This window comes from Microbacterium sp. (genome assembly GCF_036277215.1).
Classification (GTDB): Bacteria; Actinomycetota; Actinomycetes; order Actinomycetales; family Microbacteriaceae; genus Microbacterium.
On record NZ_DASUNI010000074.1, the window covers coordinates 1 to 5,066 of the forward strand.

A 5,066-nucleotide genomic window follows, 5' to 3' on the forward strand; every position below is an offset into this window, starting at 1 on the left:
TGACCTCGACAGCGCCATCGTGGAACATGGCCGCGTTGCCGTCGGTGGGGTCTCCGCCCATGTAGACGACCACGGCGTCCGCGGGAGCGACGCCCTTGGCCTCCAGTCCGTCGAGCACCGTCTGGCCCTCGAGACGGCCGACCTCGACGTTGTCGAACGACACGTAGTAGTCGGCGCCCGAGAACGGACGGTCGTAGGCGATGACGGGGATGCCCTCGGTCTTGGCCTTGGCCGCGACCGCCTCGGCGGCACCCTGGTAGTCCACCAGCACCATCACGCCGCAGCCTTGGGTGAGCTGCTGATCGGCGATCGTCGAGTACTTGTTCACGTCACCCTGAGCGTTCTGGATGTCCACGTCGAACCCGGCGCCTTCCAGACCCTCCTGGAGGTACTTGCGGTCGAAGTTCTCCCAGCGAGGCGAAGACGCCGCGTCGGGCAGGATCACACAGGCGCGGCCGCCTTCAGCCGTGCCGCCTCCGTCGCCACCCTCGGTCGGCGTGGTTCCGCCGCCGGAGCCGGCACAGCCGGCCAAGAGCAGCGCGGCAGCGCCGGTGAGGGCGGCCGCGGAGAGGATTGAAGACTTCTTCATCTTTCGCCTTTCGTCATTGATTGCGAGCGCCAAGAAACCCCGGCGCGAATTGCGCGTGAGGGAATCCTTTCGAGATCCAGCGTTGGCGTCAAGACATGAACGTAACGCTTTGGCAACGCCGCCAGCGGGATGTTCCCACCCGCGGTCGCTCTTTCGCTCCCAGCACCTAGGGGACGCATATTGCGAATCAGAATGGCACAACCCACAGCATATTGCGCGGTTTACCGTTCAGTCGAGCGAAACCCGAGCCTTCACGCGTTTTTCACTTGAACGCATGACGCGTTCAGGCCCTGCCGACAGCAGCTCGTTTGCGGCGCGACAGCGAGTCGACGATCACCGCCAGGATCAGAACCACGCCGGTGACCATGAATCTCACCGACGAGTCGAGGTTCAGCAGCGTGAGGCCTGAGGAGATCGACTGGATGACCACGATCCCCAGCAGCGCGGCGAAGGCGGTTCCCCGGCCGCCGAACAGGCTGGCTCCGCCGATCACGGCCGCTGCGATGGCGTTGAGGTTCACATCGCCCGCTCCGGAGCTCTGATTCGCCGCGGCGAGCCTCGCCGCGGCGAGGATGCCGCCCACGGCGGCGAGACTCGAGCAGAAGACGAACACGGAGATGTAGATCCGGTTCACGCGGATGCCGGCGCGCCGGGATGCCTCCACCGAGCCGCCCACCGCGTAGACCGCTCTGCCCCACCGCGTGCGGGTCAGCGCGAAGTCGGCGATCACGACCAGCAGGAGGAAGAACAGGAACATCACGCCCACGCCGCGCGACAGGTTGAGGTACCAGGCGGCGACGAGGAGGAAGACGAGCAGCGCGCCGCCGCGGATGCCGATCTCGAGGTAGCTCTGGCTCACGAGGTTGGCCGCGGAGCGCTGCTGCGCACGGCGCGTGAGGATCCACGCGTAGCCGCCGGCAGCGATGACGGCGACGACGTAGGACGCCCACGCGGGCAGGAACATCTGCTGGGCGAAGTGCACGATCCAGGAATCGAACGGCAGGTTGATCGACCCGGTCGCTCCGAGCACCCACAGCTGGAGCCCGAGGAATCCGAGGAGGCCGGCGAGCGTGATGACGAAGCTGGGAAGGCCGAAGCGCGTGTACAGGAATCCGTAGAGCAGTCCCACGAGCGCGCCCGCGGCGACGGCGGCCGCGAGCGCGAGGACCAGGTTCCACTGCAGCTGGACGAAGCCGACCGCCAGCACCGCTGCCGCCAGGCCGGCGACGGAGCCGACCGACAGGTCGATCTCGCCGACGAGGAGCACCAGCACGATGCCCAGCGCGATGGTTCCGATCGCGGCGCACTGCATCGTGAGGTTCACGAGGTTCGCGCTGGACAGGAAGACCGGATTCAGGGCCTGGAACACCGTCCAGATCAGCACCAGGCCGATCAGGACGGGCAGCGAGCCCAGGTCGCCGCCCCGCACGCGTGAGAGGACCAGCTCGAACCCCGTGCGCAGACTCCGGGGGCTCAGCAGACGGTCATCCGGCAGGTCCGCCGGGATCGTCGGAGCTGCGCGCTCCTCTCTGCTCGAGCTCATGAAATTCCGTCGCCTGCGTCGCGCCGGCGGCGAGCACCCTTGTCCGACAGGCGGATGATCTTCCCCTCGGGCGGTTCGCTCGCCGGCACGTCCGCGGCACGTCTGCTCACCGCGTTGTCCGTGGCGCCGGTGATGGCGGCGATCAGCGTCTCGCTCGTCACATCCGCGATGTTGTAGACGCCGTTGTTGCGGCCGAGTCGCAGCACCACAGCGCGGTCGGCGACGGCCATGACGTCGGCCATGCTGTGGCTGATGAGGACCACGCCGTGCCCCCGCTCCCGGAGCCGCTCGATGAGGTTGAGCACCTCGGCGGTCTGAGCCACGCCGAGGGCGGCCGTGGGTTCGTCCAGGATGACCACACGGGGGTCGCCGATGAGCGAGCGTGCGATCGCGACGGTCTGCCGCTGGCCACCCGACAGCGACGCCACGGGGATCCGCACGGAGGGGATCTTGGCCGACAGCTCGCGCAGCAGCGTCCATGTCTGCTGCTCCATGTCGACCTCGTCCAGGGTCCTGCCCGAGCGCAGCTCACGTCCGAGCCACAGGTTGGCGACGACATCGAGGTTGTCGCACAGGGCGAGGTCCTGGAAGACGGTCGCGATCCCGAGCTCCTGGGCGTCGGCCGGGCTCTCGATCTCGACGATGTCGCCGTCGTACTCGATCGTTCCGGAATCCTGCGCGTGCACTCCCGAGAGCACCTTCACCAGGGTCGACTTGCCCGCGCCGTTGTCGCCGATCAGGGCGACGACTTCACCTTCGTTGACCCAGAATTCGACGTCGGTCAGGGCTCGCACCGCCCCGAACCGCTTCGAGATGCCGCGCATGGTCAGCACGCGCTCGCGCGCGCGGCCGGTGCGGGCGGCAGGCAACGACATCGTCACGTCCTCATCCTCGGCGATCGTCTCGAACGACCCTACCGCCGGGCTCAGGCGCCGCCGTCGGCGACGGTTCATTCCTCGAGCAGGCCGGCCGAAACACACGACGCGCGGTAGTCCGGCGTGCAGATGTCCTCCACCGTCCAGAACCCGTCGGCCACGACCGTGTCGAGGATGTCGTCCACGGTCACCGCGACCGGATCGAGCAGCGTCGCCGGCGTTCCGTCGATGTCGAGGGGGCCGGTCACCTCCTCGCCCCGCAGCAGTGCGACGGCGACCTCCGCGGCGAGTTCGGCCTGCGGCTTGATCGCCTTGTAGACGGTCATGTGCTGATCACCCGTGAGAATCCGCTGAATCGCGGACAGCTCGGCATCCTGTCCCGTCACGACCGGCCACGGCGAGACGTTGGCCGCCTTCAGGGCCGATACGGCGCCGCTGGCCGTGCCGTCGTTCGCGGCGTAGACGCCGACGATGTCATCGCCGTACTGCGCGACCTGCCCCGACACCCACTCCTGCGCCTTGTCGGGACTCCAATCCGGCGTCGCGTACTCGGCGAGGACCGTCAGCCCTGCCGCGTCGATCACCCGGTGCGCACCTTCCGCGAACTGGGTCGCGTTGCTGTCGGTCGGAGAGCCGTTCACCATCAGGATGCCGCCGCCGACGTCTCCGCGCAGCTCGAGGGCATTGACGAATGCCGTGGCCTGGAGCTCGCCGACCTTCTCGTTGTCGAAGGACACGTAGTACGCGAGGTTGCCGCCGGCGACGAGCCGATCGTAGGAGACGACCGGGACGCCCTGGGCGTTGGCGGCAGCGACGATCGTGACCGCCGCGCCGACGTCGACGGGATCGAGGACGAGCACGCCGGCGCCCGCGGCGAGCGCGCTCTCGGCCTGCTGCTGCTGCTTCGCGGCATCCTGATCGGCGTTCGCGTACAGCACCCGATAGTCGCCGAGCTCCTCGACGCGGGCCTCGAAGAACGGTCGGTCGAACGTCTCGTAGCGAGCGGTCTTCGCATCCGGGAGCAGAAGCGCGATGGCTCCGTTCGGACCGTCGGTGTCGGATGCGCCGGGCGATCCCGTGCATCCGGAAAGGGCGCCGCCACTCAGGGCGAGGGCGGTCAACACCGCGGCCGCTCGCTGGAAGCGGCGTCTCGCCGACGCCCGGATCGCCATCCGCGCCCCTAGGCCGTGAACGGGAGCGCGTCGGCTTCGACGACGACGTGATCCAGCGCTATCGTGATCGCTCCGCGGGTCTCCGCCCACTCGCCGAACGAGGCGCCGACGATCTCGGGCAGCCCATTGGCGGACGAGAGGGCGGTGCGTTCGAGCGAGTGCCGCATCGGCGCCATGAGGATCTCGCCGGCCTGCCCGAGTTCTCCGCCCACGACGATCAGCTCCGGGTCGAACAGGTTGCACAGGCTCGCCGCCGCGATGCCGATGTGCCGGCCCGCGTCGGCGATCACGCGCCGCGAGCTGCCGTCACCGCTGTAGGACGCCTGAATCAGGTCGCTGAGCCGCTGCATGCCCTCGCTCGGCGGGAACAGCGAAAGCAGAGCCGGGCCGCCGGCGTAGGTCTCGAGGCAGCCTCGGTTGCTGCACCGGCAGATCGGTCCGTTCTCGTCGATCGTCACATGACCGATCTGACCGGCCTTGCCGTTCACGCCGCGGAAGAGGTCGCCGCCGACGATCAGGCCCGCGCTGATCGTGTGGCCCACGCGGATGAACACCGACGATGCCGCCGACCGGGCGCTGCCTTCGCGGGCCTCGGCCAGCCCGGCCAGGTTCGCCTCACTGTCCACGAACACCGGGCGGCCGATGCGGGCGGAGAGGCTCTCGGCGACGTCGACGCCCTCCCATCCGCGCAGCAGGCCAGGCGTGGAGACCATCCCGGTGCGCGGGTCGATGGGTGCAGGCAGCGCGAGCCCGATGGCCAGCAGATCGCCCACCGATCCGCCGATGGTCTCCATCATGTCGCTCAGCAGGATGCTGAGCCGATCGAGTTCGGCATCGTGGCGGTGATCGAGCGGGAGGGGCAGCGAGGTCTGGGTCACGACCGTGCG

5 protein-coding genes are annotated in these 5,066 nt (G+C 68.7%); all 5 read right to left on the bottom strand.

The features are described 5' to 3' along the window. On the bottom strand, positions 1 to 589 hold a 589-nt coding region (locus VFX99_RS03635; RefSeq protein ID WP_329664957.1), incomplete at its 3' end, for a substrate-binding domain-containing protein. Between the two features lie 283 nt (positions 590 to 872). Next, positions 873 to 2,132: a sugar ABC transporter permease gene (locus VFX99_RS03640; RefSeq protein WP_329664958.1), complete on the bottom strand. Its 1,260-nt coding sequence runs from the start codon at positions 2,130 to 2,132 to the stop codon at positions 873 to 875. Then, a complete protein-coding gene (locus VFX99_RS03645) occupies positions 2,129 to 3,007 on the bottom strand; it encodes an ATP-binding cassette domain-containing protein (protein WP_329664961.1) in 879 nt (292 codons plus the stop codon). Before VFX99_RS03645 ends, VFX99_RS03640 begins: the two co-directional genes overlap by 4 nt. Before the next feature lie 74 nt (positions 3,008 to 3,081). After that, positions 3,082 to 4,179 (bottom strand): sugar ABC transporter substrate-binding protein, encoded by a 1,098-nt coding sequence (locus VFX99_RS03650; RefSeq protein WP_329664959.1) that lies wholly within the window; start codon positions 4,177 to 4,179, stop codon positions 3,082 to 3,084. A gap of 8 nt (positions 4,180 to 4,187) precedes the next feature. Continuing rightward, positions 4,188 to 5,066: ROK family protein (locus VFX99_RS03655; protein WP_329664960.1), on the bottom strand; the 879-nt coding region annotated here is incomplete at its 5' end.

Excerpts from the sequence above, each read along its gene's own strand:
- VFX99_RS03640 (WP_329664958.1), bottom strand. The coding sequence starts at position 2,132 with ATGAGCTCGAGCAGAGAGGAGCGCGCAGCTCCGACGATCCCGGCGGAC.
- VFX99_RS03645 (WP_329664961.1), bottom strand. The coding sequence starts at position 3,007 with ATGTCGTTGCCTGCCGCCCGCACCGGCCGCGCGCGCGAGCGCGTGCTG.
- VFX99_RS03650 (WP_329664959.1), bottom strand. The coding sequence starts at position 4,179 with ATGGCGATCCGGGCGTCGGCGAGACGCCGCTTCCAGCGAGCGGCCGCG.